This is a genomic window from Vibrio sp. V04_P4A5T148 (assembly GCF_963875605.1).
Classification (GTDB): domain Bacteria; phylum Pseudomonadota; class Gammaproteobacteria; order Enterobacterales; family Vibrionaceae; genus Vibrio; species Vibrio anguillarum.
This window is the reverse complement of record NZ_CAWNMS010000025.1, coordinates 139,312-156,131: the sequence shown is the minus strand read 5'-3', so window position 1 is coordinate 156,131 and position 16,820 is coordinate 139,312. Positions and strand designations below refer to the sequence as shown.

General features: G+C 47.1%; 14 protein-coding genes. 8 read left to right on the top strand and 6 right to left on the bottom strand.

Features of this window, described 5'->3' with window-relative positions:
- Positions 1-11 precede the first annotated feature (11 nt).
- The 3 genes from secB (at position 12) to cysE (ending at position 2,627) form a co-directional block, all read left to right on the top strand.
- On the top strand, positions 12-479 hold the full coding sequence (gene secB, locus AACT18_RS04270) for a protein-export chaperone SecB (protein WP_013855870.1): 468 nt from the start codon (positions 12-14) through the stop codon (positions 477-479).
- Between the two features lie 181 nt (positions 480-660).
- Positions 661-1,719 carry an NAD(P)H-dependent glycerol-3-phosphate dehydrogenase gene (gene gpsA, locus AACT18_RS04265; protein ID WP_013855871.1) on the top strand — a complete coding sequence of 353 codons (1,059 nt, stop codon included), beginning with the start codon at positions 661-663 and terminating at the stop codon, positions 1,717-1,719.
- Between the two features lie 86 nt (positions 1,720-1,805).
- A complete protein-coding gene (gene cysE, locus AACT18_RS04260) occupies positions 1,806-2,627 on the top strand; it encodes a serine O-acetyltransferase (protein WP_010317654.1) in 822 nt (273 codons plus the stop codon).
- 62 nt (positions 2,628-2,689) lie between these two features.
- Here cysE and AACT18_RS04255 read toward each other — a convergent pair whose 3' ends face one another.
- From AACT18_RS04255 to argE, 3 genes are all read right to left on the bottom strand, one after another.
- On the bottom strand, positions 2,690-3,229 hold the full coding sequence (locus tag AACT18_RS04255; protein WP_010317655.1) for a PadR family transcriptional regulator: 540 nt from the start codon (positions 3,227-3,229) through the stop codon (positions 2,690-2,692).
- Positions 3,230-3,595: 366 nt separating this feature from the next.
- Complete coding sequence (gene ppc, locus AACT18_RS04250) at positions 3,596-6,229, bottom strand: phosphoenolpyruvate carboxylase (RefSeq protein ID WP_026027891.1); 2,634 nt, start codon at positions 6,227-6,229, stop codon at positions 3,596-3,598.
- Positions 6,230-6,461: 232 nt separating this feature from the next.
- Entirely contained in the window at positions 6,462-7,598 is a 1,137-nt protein-coding gene (gene argE / locus AACT18_RS04245; RefSeq protein ID WP_013855875.1) for an acetylornithine deacetylase, read from the bottom strand.
- 155 nt (positions 7,599-7,753) lie between these two features.
- Between argE and argC the strand changes: the two genes are divergently transcribed.
- The 4 genes from argC (at position 7,754) to argH (ending at position 12,891) form a co-directional block, all read left to right on the top strand.
- The gene (gene argC / locus AACT18_RS04240; RefSeq protein WP_017049213.1) at positions 7,754-8,755 is read left to right on the top strand and encodes an N-acetyl-gamma-glutamyl-phosphate reductase; all 1,002 of its coding nucleotides are present in this window, start codon (positions 7,754-7,756) and stop codon (positions 8,753-8,755) included.
- Positions 8,756-8,778: 23 nt separating this feature from the next.
- On the top strand, positions 8,779-9,570 hold the full coding sequence (gene argB / locus AACT18_RS04235) for an acetylglutamate kinase (protein WP_010317663.1): 792 nt from the start codon (positions 8,779-8,781) through the stop codon (positions 9,568-9,570).
- A gap of 93 nt (positions 9,571-9,663) precedes the next feature.
- Complete coding sequence (locus tag AACT18_RS04230; protein WP_017043213.1) at positions 9,664-10,887, top strand: argininosuccinate synthase; 1,224 nt, start codon at positions 9,664-9,666, stop codon at positions 10,885-10,887.
- Positions 10,888-11,016: 129 nt separating this feature from the next.
- Complete coding sequence (gene argH / locus AACT18_RS04225; RefSeq protein ID WP_013855879.1) at positions 11,017-12,891, top strand: argininosuccinate lyase; 1,875 nt, start codon at positions 11,017-11,019, stop codon at positions 12,889-12,891.
- A gap of 193 nt (positions 12,892-13,084) precedes the next feature.
- On the opposite strand, the gene AACT18_RS04220 is transcribed toward argH, so the two are convergent.
- The 3 genes from AACT18_RS04220 to AACT18_RS04210 all read right to left on the bottom strand — a co-directional run bounded on the left by AACT18_RS04220 (position 13,085) and on the right by AACT18_RS04210 (position 15,780).
- Positions 13,085-13,339, bottom strand: coding sequence for a DUF3624 domain-containing protein (locus tag AACT18_RS04220; protein WP_013855880.1), 255 nt, complete (start codon positions 13,337-13,339; stop codon positions 13,085-13,087).
- Between the two features lie 129 nt (positions 13,340-13,468).
- Positions 13,469-14,938, bottom strand: a complete 1,470-nt coding sequence (locus AACT18_RS04215; RefSeq protein ID WP_094125527.1) for a dihydrolipoyl dehydrogenase — start codon at positions 14,936-14,938, stop codon at positions 13,469-13,471.
- A gap of 113 nt (positions 14,939-15,051) precedes the next feature.
- Positions 15,052-15,780, bottom strand: coding sequence for a redoxin family protein (locus AACT18_RS04210; RefSeq protein ID WP_013855882.1), 729 nt, complete (start codon positions 15,778-15,780; stop codon positions 15,052-15,054).
- A 146-nt stretch (positions 15,781-15,926) separates the two neighbouring features.
- Here AACT18_RS04210 and oxyR point away from each other — a divergent pair, with 146 nt between their 5' ends.
- A complete protein-coding gene (gene oxyR / locus AACT18_RS04205) occupies positions 15,927-16,817 on the top strand; it encodes a DNA-binding transcriptional regulator OxyR (RefSeq protein WP_026027425.1) in 891 nt (296 codons plus the stop codon).
- The last annotated feature ends 3 nt before the right edge of the window (positions 16,818-16,820 follow it).

Sequence of the window (16,820 nt, the reverse complement as noted above, 5' to 3'; positions counted from 1 at the left end):
AGGATTTAATCATGGCTGAAGCCGCACAACAAACAGCACAACAAAATTTCGCAATTCAACGTATCTTTCTAAAAGATGTCTCTTTTGAAGCGCCAAACTCACCTGTTATGTTCCAAAAAGAGTGGAATCCAGATGTGAAGTTGGATCTTGACACTCAAAGTCGTGATCTGGGTGAAGGTGTGTATGAAGTCGTATTACGCCTAACGGTGACAGTGAAAAACGCGGAAGAAATCGCGTTCTTATGCGAAGTGCAACAAGGTGGTATTTTTACTGCTGAAAAAATGGAAGCGGGTCAACTTGCTCATTGTTTAGGTGCATTCTGCCCGAACATTCTGTTCCCATATGCACGTGAAACAATTTCTAGCTTAGTTGTTAAAGGGACATTCCCACAACTTAACCTTGCACCAGTGAACTTTGATGCATTGTTTATGAACTACCTACAACAACAAGCGACTCAAGGCGAGCAAGCAGAAGCTTAATCGTTAATGACGTGAGATCATTAACGTTGGCGTTCCACGTCAGACTTTGATGATAAAAAATGCACAAAGCATCCCAGATAATGATGGTGCGTTGTGCATTTTTTGTTTATTTCGAATGCCAATACCTCCGTTCCTTGCTACTCCGTATTGAAAGCTGTATCGGAAGGAATTTAGGTATAACATGACAACACGAATAGCAATGGACGAAACAATGACAGATCCTAACAGTATTTACGGTAAAGCGATCACCATGACAGTAGTTGGTGCGGGTTCTTACGGCACATCTCTGGCGATTTCTTTAGCACGTAACGGTGCTAATGTTGTCCTTTGGGGACACGATGCTAAGCATATGGCTCGTCTTGACGCTGATCGTGCTAACCAAGAATTTTTACCCGGTATTGATTTTCCCGATTCGCTGATTGTGGAAACCGATTTGAAAAAAGCGGTACAAGCGAGCCGCGATTTGTTGGTTGTAGTTCCGAGCCACGTATTTGGCCTTGTTATGAAGAGTTTAAAGCCTCACTTGCGTGATGATTCCCGTATTTGTTGGGCAACCAAAGGGCTTGAACCTGAAACGGGCCGGTTACTGATGGATGTGGCCTATGACACCATTGGCGAGCGCTATTCATTGGCGGTGTTATCTGGGCCGACTTTTGCTAAAGAGCTGGCGATGGGAATGCCTACCGCAATTTCTGTTGCCTCGCCTGACGCGCAGTTTGTCGAAGATCTGCAAGGCAAAATTCACTGCAGCAAAACTTTCCGCGTTTACGCCAATAGTGATTTTATTGGCATGCAGCTAGGTGGTGCGGTGAAAAACGTGATTGCGATTGGCGCTGGCATGTCCGATGGGATTGGCTTTGGTGCGAATGCGCGTACTGCATTGATTACGCGCGGTCTGGCCGAAATGTGCCGTTTGGGGGCAGCGTTAGGTGCTCAGCCTGAAACCTTTATGGGGATGGCTGGATTGGGTGACTTAGTGCTCACTTGCACCGATAACCAATCACGTAACCGTCGCTTTGGTTTGGCGTTGGGACAAGGGAAAGACGTGGATACGGCGCAGCAAGAAATTGGCCAAGTGGTTGAAGGTTATCGCAACACCAAAGAGGTGTGGTTATTAGCGGCGCGCATGGAGGTTGAAATGCCAATAGTTGATCAAATCTATCAAGTGCTGTATCAAGGAAAAGATGCGCGTGTTGCAGCACAAGATTTGCTGGCTCGTGATAAAAAAGCAGAACGCTAATTCATTGCTCATGATTAGGCACAAAGCCTATTAGCAATCTACATTGACGCTCTAGAGATTGGATGAGGAAGGGTGATCAACCAACGATGAAACATTGCGAAAAACTCAAAGTGTGGCAAGCCATAGTCAAAGAGGCGCGCGAGCAGTCAGAACAAGAACCGATGCTGGCAAGTTTTTATCATGCCACTATTATTAAGCATGATAGTTTAAGCTCGGCCTTGAGCTACATTCTTGCCAATAAGCTGAATACGGCCTCAATGCCAGCGATGGCGGTGCGTGAAGTGGTCGAAGAGGCATTTGCCGCAGACCCCAGCATTATGGAAGCGGCGGCGTGTGACATCTGCGCGACTGTCAATCGTGACCCCGCAGTATCTATGTTTTCAATGCCTCTACTTTATCTCAAGGGCTACCATGCCTTACAAGGCTATCGCGTCGCGAACTGGTTATGGAAGCAAGGTCGAGTGGCGTTGGCTACCTATTTTCAAAACCAAATCTCGGTAGCTTGCCAAGTGGACATCCATCCTGCTGCACGTATTGGTCGCGGCATCATGCTTGACCATGCTACGGGCATTGTGATCGGTGAAACCGCGGTGGTGGAGAATGATGTCTCTATTTTACAAGATGTAACGCTAGGCGGAACGGGTAAAGAGTGCGGCGATCGCCACCCGAAAATTCGTGAAGGCGTGATGATTGGCGCGGGTGCCAAAATTCTCGGTAATATTGAAGTGGGCGAAGGGGCGAAAATTGGTTCTTGTTCGGTGGTATTGCAAGCGGTGCCTCCGCACACTACCGTCGCTGGAGTGCCAGCCAAAATTGTCGGTCGTCCGCAAACCGATAAGCCTTCGTTAGATATGGACCAACAATTTAATGGCCGTTCTCAAAGTTTCATTGCCGGTGATGGTATTTGATTTGGTCGCGGAAAACAAAAAGGGTGATGCTCACAGAGCATCACCCTTTTTTATGGTTGGCATTAAGCCATTGCATCGAGTTCAGCAAGCACTTCTTCAGCCCAATCAACCCACGCTTGGCGAACCAGTAGGTTGCGGCGTAGTGTTAGACGTTCAAGGCGCTGTAGCTTATCGAGAGTAGCTGGTGTTGCATAGTACGCAGACTCAATCTCTTTGTAGTGAGCAACCAGTTTTTTCGATTCTTCAACTAATTCACCCAGTTGAATTCGGTAAGGTGTTGCTGGTTGTACCGCGCAAGCGATCAATTTAGCGCTAAATTCATCACGTACGGTTGGGTGAGCTGTAGGTTGGTCAAACCATTCACCTAAAGCGCTGCGACCTGCATCGGTGATGGAGTAAACTTTACGATCTGGCTTGCCATCTTGCGGTTCTAATACACAAGTGACTAGGCCTTGTTGACCCATTTTATTCAGTTCGCGGTAAACTTGTTGGTGGCTGGCTTTCCAAAAATAGCCAATGCTCGAAGAGAACTCTTTTGTGATGTCGTACCCTGTGGCATCGCGAGTGCTCAAAACAGTGAGGATAACGTGTGGTAATGACATGTCTTTAATCCAAATGGTTAATAAACTCAAAAACAACTTGCTCAAACTCGTGTTGTGCTTCTGATGGCATCAATCATGAATGAGTTTTAGCAACACCCACCGTTCTATTGACGGAGTGGGTTGTGTCACCTTAAAAAGCCGTTTATCACCTAGGATTATATGCGTGACGCATATCGACCTGCGATTTGTTATGTTTGTATGCTACCGCAGAGGAGCAGTAGTATATCTAAATAATAAGCATAAAGTAGAATACTTTGTTAGTTTAGCTTAAAAAACTGATAATATGCTCAATAATTTTTGTGATTTAAAATAAAAAGCCGCACAGAGGCGGCCTTTTAGCTAGTTTGTGAAATAAAATGCTGTTACTTAGCCTGTGTTACGCATTCCTGCTGCAATACCCGCGATAGTCACCATTAAGGCTTCTTCTAACTCTGCTGGTGCGGTTTCGGTTTGGCGGGTGCGGTACAACAGCTCTGCTTGCAGCATATTTAATGGCTCAACATAGATATTGCGCAAACGGATTGACTCTTGACCCCAAGGATCGCTTTGCATCAAGTTCTCATTGTTTTCTACATTTAACACCGCTTTGATGTCTTTCTGTAATTGAGAACGCAAACGCTCACCGAGCGGGCGTAACGATTCATCGACTAGGCGTTCATCGTAATAGCGTGAGATTTCAATGTTGCACTTGGAGTAAACCATCTCTAGCATGCCTAAACGCGTTGAGAAAAATGGCCATTCACGGCACATCTCTTCCAGCAGTGCTTGGTGTCCTTTATCGATAGAAAACTGAATTGCTTCTCCCGCACCTAGCCAGGCTGGTAGCACGAGGCGGTTTTGGCTCCAAGAGAAGATCCACGGGATTGCACGTAAGCTTTCGACCCCACCATTAGGGTTGCGTTTAGCCGGACGTGAACCGAGCGGTAATTTACCCAGCTCTAGCTCTGGCGTTGCTTGGCGGAAGTACGGGACAAAGTCCGGCTCGCCGCGAACAATATGGCGATACGCTTCGCAAGAGACTTCAGACAATACCTCCATTAAGTCGCGCCAATCTTGTTTTGGCTCTGGTGGTGGCAGCAGGTTCGCTTCTAAAATGGCGCTGGCGTACATCGTAAAACTATTGACCGCTACTTCTGGTAGACCAAGTTTAAAGCGGATCATTTCGCCTTGCTCCGTCACACGCAAGCCACCTTTTAAGCTTTTGGGTGGTTGTGAAAGCAGTGCCGCATGTGCTGGAGCGCCCCCGCGACCAATGGTGCCGCCACGTCCATGAAATAGTGTCAGTTCAATTCCGGCCTCTTCACTGACATTAACCAAAGCTTCCATTGCGCTGTATTGCGCCCAACCGGCGGACATTACACCTGCATCTTTAGCGGAATCAGAGTAACCAATCATCACCATCTGGTGGTTTTGAATAAAGCCACGATAGAGATCAATGCCCATTAGTTGGCGGATCACCGTTTCTGCGTTGTTTAAATCATCCAAAGTTTCGAACAGTGGACAAACGTCCATGCGATAAGGGCAGCCACACTCTTGCAACAATAGATGTACGGCAAGTACATCTGATGCGGTACGAGCCATCGAAATCACATAAGCACCAAAGGCTTCGCGAGGCTGAGAAGCAACGATTTTACAGGTGTCGATCACCTCTTGTACCGCTTCTGAAGGCTGCCAGTCACGAGGTAACAAAGGACGTTTTGAGCTCAACTCATTGGTGAGAAACGCAATTTTGTCTTGCTCGCTCCACTGGTCATAATCACCAATGCCTAAATAACGGGTGAGCTCGGAGATCACATCAGAGTGACGAGTGCTCTCTTGGCGAATATCCAAACGTACAAGATGCACACCAAACGCTTTAATCCGGCGCAGAGTATCAAGCAGCGAGCCATCGGCAATGACGCCCATGCCGCATTGATGTAAAGATTGGTAGCAGGCATAAAGCGGTTCCCACAACTGTGCGATATTTTGCAGTGGTGCTTTGCGTGCCAGTTGTTGGCCATTGATCTTGGCATCCAACACTTCCAGTGTTTCGCTGAGCAGTTCACGCAGGCGTTTGAGAATAGCGCGATAAGGTTCGTGTTCATCTATGCCAGCCAAATCGCGTAGCGCGTCACTGCATTTGGTCATCGACAATTCGCTGACCAGCTCATTGATATCACCTAGGTAGAGATCGGCCGCTTTCCAGCGAGAAAGCAGCATTACTTCACGGGTGATTTTATGAGTCACAAAGGGGTTACCATCACGGTCGCCGCCCATCCACGAAGAGAAATGCACAGGGCGTGCATCAATTGGTAGTCCTTCACCTAAGTAGTTGGTGAGGTGCTCATCAAATTCACGAAGAAAATCAGGCACGGCTTGCCATAGAGAATTTTCCACCACCGCAAAGCCCCATTTTGCTTCATCCAGTGGCGTAGGGCGCTGCTTACGAATCACATCTGAATGCCAGCTTTGCGCGATCAACTGTTCTAAACGGCGTTCGGTTTTTTGGCGCTCTTTAAATGAAAGGTCACTGAGTTCAAGCTTGGAGAGACACTCGTTAATTTTCACCAGCTTGTTGATCATCGTGCGGCGTGTAATTTCGGTTGGGTGAGCCGTTAGCACTAACTCGATATTGAGATCGCGTACCGCTTGAGCAGCATCCAATTTACTGATTTTATTTTGATTCAGTTTAGTAAACAGTAAATTAATCGCATCAGGCTCACACACATGTTCTTCACAGTGACGTGAAATGGTGTGGTACTGCTCGGCCATGTTGGTTAAGTTAAGAAATTGGTTGAATGCCCGCGCTACTGGGGTGAGCTGTTCGTTGGGAAGGTTTTTGATCTCTTCAACCAAGCTGTCTCGGTCGGCTTGATTGCCATTACGGGCTGATTTTGAAAGTTTTCGGATGGTTTCCACTTTCTCTAAGATAACGTCACCATGGGCGTCCTGAATGGTGTTGCCCAGCAAACGGCCAAGCATGCTCACGTTACTTTTGAGCGCAGCGTATTTTTCGTTCATTGTCATCCTGCCTTGTAAAAAAATTACATCCATTGTTCCTTGCTAAGTACACAATCTAGCGAAAAGATCCCTGTAGAGTCAAATAAAGCCGACTATTTTTACGATTATTGCTGAATGTTATTGAACGTGATCATTTGGTGAATAATTGGCGTAAATTACTGAAATTTTATTACAAAAATGCCCGACCGTAGAAACCCGGTCAGGCATTTATCGCTTGAGTAAGCTTGGTAGGCTAGAAGCAGTATTTATACATTGCTTTGGACAAAATCGAGATGGTTGGATCAATAAATTCAAACGCTAGGAATTCATCCGGTTGATGCGCTTGATCGATTGAACCTGGGCCGAGTACCAGTGTTGGGCATAATTGTTGTAAGAACGGTGCTTCAGTACAGTAATTCACGGTTTGTGAAGCGGTATTGCAAATCTCTTCAATGTTGCCAATAAAGGGGTGATCATGCTGACATTCATAACCCGGAATCGCATCATGCAGCGCGGTAATCTCAATGCGACCGGGCCATTTTGCACTGACTTCATTCAGTGCATTGCGCAGCAAGTTATCGAGCCCATCTAGACTCATGCCGGGCAGCGGGCGCACATCGTAATGCAATTCGCAGCAGCCACAAATGCGGTTTGGACTATCGCCACCGTGGATATGGCCGAGGTTCAAAGTGGGGTGAGGAATGGCAAAGCCTGGGTGATGGTACTCTTTGATCAATTTGTCGCGCAGTTGCATTAACGCGAACAGCACTTCATGCATGATTTCGATGGCATTTACGCCCAGAGCAGGATCAGACGAGTGGCCCGATTTTCCTGTCACTCGAATAGCGTTGGCTACGTGGCCTTTATGGCCGCGGATGGGCACAAGGCTAGTCGGCTCACCAATAATGCAGTAATCCGGTTGAAATGGTGCATGTTCAGTGAAATGACGTGCGCCGAGCATGGTGGTTTCTTCATCACAGGTCGCCAACACATACAGCGGTTTACTCTGTTTACTCCAATCGACTTTTTTCACCGCTTCGTAGATAAAAGCAAAAAAGCCTTTCATGTCTGCCGTGCCTAAGCCATAGAAACGATCATTGGCTTGCGTTAACGCGTGTGGTTCAAAATTCCAACGCCCTTCGTCAAATGGAACGGTATCACTGTGCCCCGCGAGCAGTAGGCCACCTTCGCCGCACCCTTTCTTCGCCACTAAATTGTATTTTCCCGGCGCGACTTCAATGGTGTCGACTACAAACCCTAAGCTGGAAAACCAGCTTGCCAATTTATCAATCACACTTTGGTTACCTTCGTCCCAACGAGCATCTGTGGAGCTGATGGAAGAGGTCGAAATCAGACCTTGGTAAACCTCAAGAAAACTGGGTAATTGCATATTATCTTTGCTCCTAGTATTGACAGAGTAATTGCGAGAAGGTAAAACACATATTAAATCACTTTGTGTGAATAAAAAACCGAGTTAAGTGTATTTTTTGAAATTTATAGTCATTTTTAGATTGTCTTTTTTACCTTGAAATTGGATGTCACGAGATGTTGAAAACCACAATTATCGGAGCTAGCGGTTATACCGGCGCTGAGTTGGCGTATATGGTGCAAAAACACCCACAACTCACGCTATCAGGTTTATACGTTTCCGCCAATAGCCTAGATGCTGGAAAACCAATGGCTGAGCTGCATGGCAAACTCTCCGGTATTGTCGACATGCAGGTACAACCATTAATGGATCCGGTGAGCGTTGCAAGCCAATGTGATGTGGTGTTTTTAGCTACGGCTCATGAGGTGAGCCATGATCTCGCGCCTATTTTTCTTGCGCAAAATTGTCAAGTTTTCGACCTTTCTGGTGCTTTTCGCGTCAAAGGTGATGATTTTTACCAAAATTACTATGGTTTTAAACATCAACACCCTAAATGGTTAGAAAACGCGGTTTATGGACTGGCGGAATGGAATTGTGAGGCAATTAAGCAGAGCCAATTGATCGCCGTTGCGGGTTGCTATCCAACCGCATCGCAACTTGCGATAAAGCCTTTGGTTGAAGCGGGTTTGTTAGATACAACTCAATGGCCAGTGATTAATGCCACCAGCGGTGTCACCGGCGCGGGCAGAAAAGCGACATTAACCAACAGTTTTTGTGAAGTGAGCTTACAGCCATACGGCGTGTTTACTCATCGCCACCAACCTGAAATCGTCGCCCATTTAGGATGTGATGTGATTTTTACGCCTCACTTAGGGAATTTCAAACGCGGTATTTTGGCCACCGTGACAATGAAGCTTGCATCAGGTATTTCAGAGCAACAAGTCAGCCATGCTTTTGAGAAGGCGTACGCTAACAAACCAGCGGTTCGGCTCAAATCAACCTTGCCGAGCATCAAAGATGTTGAATTTACACCATTTTGCGACCTCGGTTGGCGAGTGCAAGGTGAGCATATTATCGTCGTGTCCGCGATCGATAATTTATTAAAGGGGGCATCGAGCCAAGCGATGCAGTGTTTAAATATTCATTACGGTTTTTCTGAGCTAACGGCTTTGGTGTAACGCACCAAGCGTAAGGGTTAAATATGACAGATACAAAGCAAAATCCATTAGTGATTAAGTTAGGCGGCGCGGCGCTGTCTTGTTCTGAAACGCTAAGCAAACTGTTTGGCGCAATCGCACTGTATCAAGCCCAAGCTCAGCGACGAATTGTCATCGTGCACGGGGGCGGTTATCTCGTCGATGACCTGATGGCGAAATTACAACTAAAAACCGTGAAGAAAGAAGGTTTGCGTGTCACGCCTTATGACCAAATTCCGCTGATTGCAGGCGCGCTGGCTGGGACAGCCAACAAAATGCTGCAAGGGCAAGCGATTAAAGATGGCTTAAATGCGGTTGGTTTATCACTCGCTGATGGCGGGTTATGCAAAGTCGAAGAGTTGGATCCAGAACTCGGCGCAGTGGGCAAGGCTTCTCCTGGTGATTCACAAATCGTGCAAGCGATTTTAGCCGCTGGTGGTTTGCCTATTATCAGCTCGATTGGCCTGACCGCTGATGGCCAAATGATGAATGTCAACGCCGATCAAGCAGCCGTTGCAGTGGCTGGCGCATTGGACGCAGAGCTCGTTCTGCTTTCCGATGTGAGCGGTGTGCTGGATGGCAAAGGCCATTTGTTGTCGAGCCTCAATGAGCAGCAGGCCAATGCGCTGATTAAAGGCAAAGTGATCACGGATGGCATGATTGTCAAAGTGAAAGCGGCGCTGGAAGCGGCAAATGATTTAGGTCGCCCGATTGAAGTGGCGACATGGCGTTACCCAGATAAGCTCAGCAAATTGTTTGCGGGCGAAAGTATCGGGACCCAATTTTTACCTCAATAAACGTATTTAATCAGTTGTTGATAACAGCTGTAAGTAATTAATCACCCAGAGCACTGACCGCCAAGCGCAGCGCCGGGAAATGGAGAAAGTAAGATGAGCAAGGTTCAAGTTAATAAAGTCGTTGTCGCATATTCTGGCGGTCTAGATACATCGGTGATCATTCCGTGGTTAAAAGAAAACTACGATTGTGAAGTGGTTGCCTTTGTTGCCGATGTCGGCCAAGGTGAAGAAGAATTGGTCGGCATTGAAGAGAAAGCGAAAGCGTCTGGCGCGTCAGAGTGTTATGTGGTCGATCTTAAAGAAGAGATGGTCGCTGAATACATCTACCCAACACTAAAAACAGGTGCTTATTACGAAGGTAAATACCTGCTTGGGACGTCAATGGCTCGCCCAATCATTGCCAAAGCGCAAGTTGAAGTGGCGCGTAAAGTGGGTGCCGATGCGCTGTGTCACGGCTGTACGGGGAAAGGTAATGACCAAGTGCGTTTTGAAGGTGCGTTTGCAGCCCTAGCGCCTGATTTACATGTGATTGCCCCTTGGCGTGAGTGGGACATCGTGAGTCGTGAAGAGTGTCTTGATTTCCTTGCTGAGCGTAACATTCCTTGCGCCGCTTCATTGACGAAAATTTACTCGCGTGATGCGAACGCGTGGCACATTTCGACCGAAGGTGGCGTGCTTGAGAGTACTTGGAACGCCCCTAATGAGGATTGCTGGGTATGGACAGTAGATCCAGAACAAGCACCAAATGAACCAGAGTTTGTCACATTGCAGGTCGCGAAAGGCGAAGTTGTTGGCGTCGATGGTGAACTGATGACGCCTTACAACGCACTCGTTTACCTTAATGAGAAAGGCTCTAAACACGGCGTTGGTCGTATCGACATCGTCGAAAACCGTTTGGTTGGTATGAAGTCTCGTGGTTGTTATGAAACCCCAGGAGGCACCATCATGATGGAAGCGTTGCGTGCTGTTGAGCAGTTAGTGCTCGATAAAGCCTCATTCGAATTTCGTGAAGAACTGGGTGTCAAAGCGTCGCATCTTGTATACGATGGCCGTTGGTTCACTCCGCTGCGTAAATCCATCATGGCCGCAGCCGATGAGCTGGCACAGGATGTTAATGGTGAAGTGGTTGTGAAGCTTTACAAAGGGCAAGCGACAGTGACGCAAAAACGTTCGGAAAACAGCTTGTACTCGGAAGAGTTTGCGACCTTTGGTGAAGATGTTGTGTATGACCAAAGCCACGCAGGCGGCTTCATTCGTCTTTATTCGTTGGCAAGCCGGATCAGAGCATTGAACGAAGCAAAGAAGAATAAAGCCTAGGTTAACCCCCAAGGTAGAGACACAAAAATAACAATAAAAGATCGCTCTAGTAGCGATCTTTATTATAAAAATGATTGAGCAATTTGATGTGGTCAGGCTCAGTCGCGACCTAAGAGCAGGAGATACGCAATGGCATTATGGGGCGGTAGATTTACCCAAGCAGCAGACACGAGGTTCAAAGAGTTCAACGATTCACTTCGCTTTGATTACCGATTGGCTGAACAAGACATTGTGGGCTCTATAGCATGGTCAAAGGCGTTGGTGTCAGTGAATGTTTTGGGCGAAGAGGAGCAGCAAAAACTAGAACTTGCGCTCAACGAACTCAAACTGGAAGTGATGGAAGATCCTGAGCAGATCTTACGCTCTGATGCAGAAGATATTCACTCTTGGGTTGAGCAGCAGTTGATCAGCAAAGTGGGTGATTTAGGCAAAAAGCTGCACACTGGGCGCTCTCGTAATGACCAAGTCGCGACCGATTTAAAATTGTGGTGCCGCCAGCAAGGTCAGCAATTACTGTTGGGGTTAGATCGCCTGCAAACGAAACTAGTGTCGGTTGCTCAGCAGCACCAAGCGACGGTTTTGCCCGGTTATACCCACCTGCAACGTGCGCAACCAGTGACCTTTGCGCATTGGTGTTTGGCCTATGTTGAAATGTTTGAGCGTGATTACTCTCGTTTAAATGATGCGATTAAGCGCCTTGATACTTGTCCGCTTGGCTCCGGCGCGCTGGCAGGTACGGCTTATCCAATTGATCGTGAACAGCTTGCTCATCATTTAGGGTTTCGCCGTGCCACGCGTAACTCGCTCGATTCAGTATCCGACCGAGATCACGTGATGGAATTGATGTCGGTGGCGTCGATCTCGATGCTGCATTTATCGCGCTTGGCGGAAGATATGATCTTCTATAACTCGGGTGAGTCTGGTTTTATCGAACTGGCTGACACCGTGACTTCGGGTTCATCCTTGATGCCGCAAAAGAAAAACCCTGATGCCTTGGAGCTGATCCGTGGCAAAACTGGCCGTGTTTATGGCTCGCTTGCGGGCATGATGATGACGGTCAAAGCCTTACCATTGGCTTATAACAAAGATATGCAAGAAGACAAAGAAGGGCTGTTTGACGCGCTGGATACTTGGAACGACTGCATGGAAATGGCTGCGCTTTGCTTTGATGGCATCAAAATTAAAACCGAACGGACTTTAGAAGCGGCCAAACAAGGCTATGCCAATGCTACCGAATTAGCTGATTATTTAGTCGCCAAAGGGATCCCTTTCCGTGAAGCGCACCATATTGTGGGCGTAGCTGTGGTTGGCGCGATTGCGAAAGGGTGTGCGCTTGAAGAACTGACCCTTGCCGAGCTTAAAGAGTTTTCGTCGGTCATTGAAGATGATGTTTATGCGATCCTCACCATTGAATCTTGCTTAGAAAAACGCAGCGCTTTAGGTGGCGTTTCGCCAAAACAAGTGGCCTATGCGGTTGATCAAGCTAAAGCGCGTTTAGACAAACGTGACACCACGGCGGTGAAAGTTCGTCCTGCCCGTTTGACGGATATTGAAACGCTAGAAAGTATGGTCACTTATTGGGCGAATATGGGAGAAAATCTGCCTCGTTCACGCAATGAGTTGGTGCGCGATATTGGTTCATTTGCCGTGGCGGAACACCATGGTGAAGTGACGGGATGCGCCTCGTTATATGTCTATGACTCTGGGTTGGCTGAAATTCGTTCGCTTGGTGTAGAAGCAGGTTGGCAAGGTCAAGGACAAGGAAAAGCGATCGTCTCGTATTTGGTGAATAAAGCGCGGCAAATGGCGATTAAGAAAGTGTTTGTTCTGACTCGAACGCCAGAGTTTTTCATGAAGCATGATTTTATTCCAACCTCAAAAAGCTTACTGCCAGAGAAAGTGCTTAAAGATTGTGAACAATGCCCACGGCAGCACGCTTGTGATGAAGTGGCGCTTGAGATCAATTTGGTTGAGCAGATCATCAAGCGAGTCAACGTCGCTTAATACGTTGATTACCAACGCGATCATTGCCGTTAATGAGGCCTTGGAAAAAGATCTCAAAAAGATCGAATGATCACGGAACAATTTAAGAAAAGCGTGGTCTATAACTGTACCACTGCTTTTTCTTAGAAGAATCTAAGAAGGCCCCAAACCTACTATTGGTTCTGGGGCTTTTTCTTTTGTGCTCTTTAGCTTTTTATTTGTCGCGCCCTTGCCGCTTACGCCAAGGGAGTACCACAAACTTCATCCACAGATGTAAAAACAGCAAACCGTTAAAGGCAAAACCCGCTATTAGCAAGCTGATCGATTCAATGGTTTTAGGGTTCTCCCTGCATAACCACCACCACACAAGCCAGCACCCAACTGACAAAACAGTGAGCTGATCCATACAACGTTGGCAGCGGCCGATTTTTTTCCAAAACCACGAAGATTGGCAGTTATTGCAAGGCATAAGCGCGTTCATTAAAGAGAAAATAACGGCAGTATAACGTGCGTGAAGGTGTGAGTCTAAGGCGCGGCTGAAACTAAAGCGTATAAAAAACGGCCGCACAAGGGCGACCGCATGAATGGATGTTGAAAATTAACAGCCCGGACCGCAGTCCATGCAATGCTTTATCATCTCAGGACCTAAATGCAGTTTAGCGTTTAGATCACGCAGCGCGGTGCGCACGCCTTCTTCAATTACGGGGTGATAAAAAGGCATATCCAACATCTGTGAAATCGTCATCTGATTTTGATGTGCCCACGCCAGTAAATGAGCCAAGTGCTCCGCATTCGGCCCCATCATTTCAGCGCCTAAAAATCGTCCTGTTCCTTGTTCGCCATACACATGCAATAACCCTTTATTGCGCAGCATGACGCGTGAACGGCCTTGATTTTCAAACGACACAGTACCGATAGCAAAACAGCCACAATTTCCCAAACGAGTGGTTAGCTGTTTGTAGGATTCACCGACCATCGCAATTTGTGGGTCTGAAAAAACCGCTGAGATAGAAGAACGACGAAGCCCGGCGCGAATATCTGGGTAGCGGCCAGCGTTATCCCCTGCAATACGACCTTGATCGGCTGCTTCATGAAGCAGGGGCAGTTGATTACTGGCATCACCAGCAATGAAAATACTGTCTACAGAGGTTTGCAGCGTATAGTGATCGGCCGTTGGTACGCCGCGCGCATCAAGGGCTACATCGGTATTTTCAAGTGCCAATTTATCTACGTTCGGGCGACGACCGGTTGCCGCCAACACATAGTCAACGACAAATGTCTCGAGCTGCCCTTCACGGTTGATGAATTGGATTTCAACTTTGTCGTTTTGGCCTGTTGGAGAAGCAATGCGTTTCATGCTTTCCACTTTAACGTCAGCGTCTAAATAGAATTCTTCTTTAAACGTTTTATCGGCGTAAGCCATCACATCAGGGTCGGTTAATGGGCCAACTTGTCCACCAATGCCGAACAGCTTCACTTTTACCCCTAAGCGATGTAAGGCTTGACCTAGTTCTAAGCCAATAACTCCCGGGCCAAATACGGCAACAGATTCGGGTAAGTCGTCCCACTCAAATAGGTCATCATTAATGATTAAGCGATCGCCAAGTTCATGCCATACCGCGGGGTAGGCTGGGCGAGAACCGGTAGCAATCACGATCCGCTTGGCGTTGATTCGTGTATGGTTGTCGACCTGTAGGGTGTGGTTGTCGATAAATTGGGCGTAGCCTGAGATTTTGTCTTCAGCGGGGATCTCCTCAACGCCTTCAAGCACAAATCCGACAAAGCGGTCACGTTCACGTTTTACCCGCGCCATCACTTCACGTCCATTAATGACAATTTCACCTTGAGGATGAACACCAAAAGCAGGAGCTTTGTGGATGTGATGGACGCTTTCAGCGGCCGCAATCAGTAACTTAGATGGCATGCAGCCGACGCGAGCGCATGTGGTTCCGTATGGGCCACCTTCGATCATGGCGACACTAGTCGTATGTGCTTTTGCTGCACGATAAGCGCCGAGTCCAGCGGTCCCACCACCAATAATGGCTACATCAACGTTTAACTGTTTCATCATCGATTTCTCTAAATTTGGAATGTGGATAGTCGATGGCAACATTTAATAATGCTGTCATTGAGTCTAAATGAGGAGGATGCCCTAGGAAGATTTTCCTAGGGCAGGCGTGATTAGCCCAGGTAAGCTTCTAGCTCTTCGCTGCCGCCGATGTGTTTACCACCAACGAAAACTTGCGGAACGGTGGTACGGCCTGTGATAGCTCGTAAGCTCACTGTGGTTGCATCTTTACCCAATACCACTTCTTCATATTGAAGACCGTGGTCAATCAAGAGTTGTTTTGCTTTAGTGCAGAATGGGCAGCCTGGTTTAGTAAATACGGTAACCGATTCTTGTGTTTTATAGTTAGGTGCAATGTATTTCAGCATGGTGTCAGCATCTGATACTTTGAACGGGTCACCCGGTTCATCAGCTTCGATAAACATTTTTTCGATGATGCCATCTTTGACTAGCATGCTGTAACGCCATGAACGTTTGCCAAAACCGATTTGGCTTTTATCAACTAACATACCCATACCGTCAGTAAATTCGCCATTGCCATCAGGAATGAAAGTAATATTCTCTGCTTCTTGGTCTGCTTTCCAAGCATTCATCACAAAGGTATCGTTCACCGAAACACATAGGATGTCATCAACGCCATGCTCTTTAAACACCGGGTACAGTTCGTTGTAACGCGGCAAGTGGCTTGATGAACAGGTTGGGGTGAAGGCACCTGGCAAGCTAAATACGATAACGGTTTTACCTTTGAATAATTGATCTGTTGTGAGATTAACCCAAGCATCACCTTGACGAGTAGGGAAAGTGACTTGTGGTACCGCTTGGCCTTCTTTAGATACTAACATTCTATTTTCCTTGTGATTTTCTAAGTTAGGTTATGATTTTAAGAGCCGCTGCTCTCATTTGTTGAAGCCATTATGGAAGAAAACCTTTGATAGCTCCAATCGTTTGATGCTATGGTTTTGATAGGTGGATTCTATTGAGATTGAAGATGAACATTCGTGATTTTGAGTACTTAGTATCATTAGCTGAACATAAACATTTTCGTAAAGCAGCAGAAGCTTGTTTTGTGAGCCAGCCAACACTCAGTGGCCAGATCCGCAAACTGGAGGATGAGCTGGGAACAGTATTATTAGAGCGCAGCAGTCGCCGAGTATTGTTCACCGATTCGGGCCTGCAATTGGTCGATCAGGCCAAGCGTATTTTAAGTGAAATCAAAACCTTCAGAGATATGGCCAGCGGCCAGGGTGGCTCGATGAGTGGTCCTATCCATATTGGATTCATTCCCACTTTAGGCCCTTACCTTTTGCCGCGTATTGTGCCTTTTTTAAAAGAGCAATTTCCTGAACTGGAGCTCTATTTACACGAAGCGCAAACCCAACAGCTTGTGCGCCAGTTAGAAGATGGAAAACTCGATTGTTTAGTGCTGGCCTCCGTTGCGGAAACGGCTCACTTTAAAGAGATTGATCTGTATGACGAAGCATTGAGTATTGCCGTGCCTAGTGGGCATGAATGGGCTGCAAAAAGTGAAGTAAGTATGTTGGATTTGAAAGGGCGAACGGTATTGGCTTTAGGTGACGGTCATTGCTTACGCGATCAAGCCTTAGGCTTCTGTTTTGCGGCAGGCGCAAAAGATGACGAACGTTTTAAAGCGACCAGCTTAGAGACGCTGCGTAATATGGTCGCAGCGGGTGGGGGAATTACCCTGTTACCTGAGCTCTCTTTACCAGATGTCAAAGAGAAGGATGGTGTTTGTTACCTTAAAGCGGTCAACCCGCAGCCTTCACGCCGCTTAGTATTAGCTTATCGGCCGGGATCGCCATTGAGGCAGCGTTTTGAGCAGTTGGCTCACGCAATCAAAACAAAGCTAAATGAGAAATAAAAA